Annotated in this window: 2 protein-coding genes and 1 pseudogene; 1 reads left to right on the top strand and 2 read right to left on the bottom strand. The window is 66.8% G+C overall.

What is annotated here, in order from left to right:
- Nucleotides 1-204 (top strand): hypothetical protein (locus ABZ646_RS46790; RefSeq protein ID WP_360533936.1); only part of this gene is annotated, 204 nt, incomplete at its 5' end.
- Here ABZ646_RS46790 and ABZ646_RS46785 read toward each other — a convergent pair.
- Nucleotides 184-1,034, bottom strand: a pseudogene (locus ABZ646_RS46785) (IS5 family transposase). The gene ABZ646_RS46790 and the pseudogene ABZ646_RS46785 overlap by 21 nt on opposite strands.
- Nucleotides 1,035-1,075: 41 nt before the next feature.
- On the bottom strand, nt 1,076-1,210 hold the full coding sequence (locus tag ABZ646_RS46780; protein ID WP_272919117.1) for a hypothetical protein: 135 nt from the start codon (nt 1,208-1,210) through the stop codon (nt 1,076-1,078).
- Nucleotides 1,211-1,329 lie beyond the last annotated feature (119 nt).

Below are 1,329 nucleotides of genomic sequence, written 5' to 3'. Positions count from 1 at the left end.
CTGGCCGACGAGGGGCCCTCGGTCGGGGTGCACCTGCTGATGGTGGCCGACCGGGAGGACGCCCGCGCGTACGGCCCCGTGCTCGACCCGCTGTGGCGTTCCCTGCTGCGGATCACCCCGGTGGCCGACGACCACCTCGCCGACCCCTGGGTGGGCCACGCGTGGACGTACGTCTTCAAAGGGTCATATCCACATCAGGAGTGACGCGATGGTGAGTGCTGCTTCGTAGGATTCGCGGGTTTTGTCGTAGCGGGTGGCTATGGCCCGGTACTGCTTTAACGCGTTGAAGCAGCGCTCGACGACGTTGCGCTGTTTGTAGCGCTCCCCGTCGAAAGCGGGCGGCCTGCCGCCGTTGCTACCACGACGGCGGCGGTTTGCCTGCTGGTCCGAGCGTTCCGGGATGGTGTGCGGGATACCGCGTTTCCGCAGGTAATTGCGTATGCCCCGACTGCTGTATCCCTTGTCGCCCAGGAGATGATCGGGCCGGTTGCGCGGTCGGCCTGGGCCTGGGCGGCGAACACTGATCTGCGCGAGGACCTGCTCGAACTGCGTGCAGTCGTTGATGTTGCCGCCGGTGACGACAAAGCTGAGCGGACGGCCATGGCCGTCGCAGGCGAGGTGAATCTTGGTCGTCAGTCCGCCACGGGATCGTCCGAGGGCGTGAGTGTGTGCCGTTTCTGCAGGGCCTGCCCCTTTTTACGGGCGCCGGCCGCGTGCTGATGAGCGCGGGTGATCGTGGAGTCCACGGAGACCAGCCAGTCGACGTCTCCCGCCGCATCCTTCTGAGCCTGGACGGCCTCAAGCATCCGCGTGAACGTGCCATCGAGCGCCCACCTGCGGAAACGTGTGTACAACGTCCGCCAGGACCCGTATCTCTCCGGCACATCACGCCAGGCCGAACCGGTCCGCAGCTTCCACACGATTCCGTTCAGCACCACCCGGTCGTCCCGCCGGGGCCGCCCCGTTTCCGTCCGCGGAAGCAGCCCCGACAGAACATCCCACTCTTCATCCGAGAGCTCATGTCGCCGCACCATGCGTCACATGATGCCCCATCAACAGCCTTTGAAGACAGGCCCTAGCCGAGCCATCGGAGAAGAACCGGATCCGGCCCGTACTCGTCCAGTCCTGCCTCGGCCGTCTCCCGTACGGCGGCGAAGCCGCCCACGGCGAACAGTTCCGAACACCGCTCCGCATACCTCTGACGTTCCACGTCCGCCCCACCCCAGTCGTCCGGGCAGCACCTTCCGGCACGCCGTGTGCGGATGTCAACATGGTTCGTCCGAGGTCACCGGGCCGCATCGGGCCCGGGCACGACCGCCTGAGCGGGGC

It is taken from the genome of Streptomyces sp. NPDC007162, assembly GCF_040634175.1.
In the GTDB taxonomy this organism is placed as follows: domain Bacteria; phylum Actinomycetota; class Actinomycetes; order Streptomycetales; family Streptomycetaceae; genus Streptomyces.
Note: the sequence above shows the minus strand (reverse complement) of the source record. Positions and strands in the feature narration are given on the sequence as shown.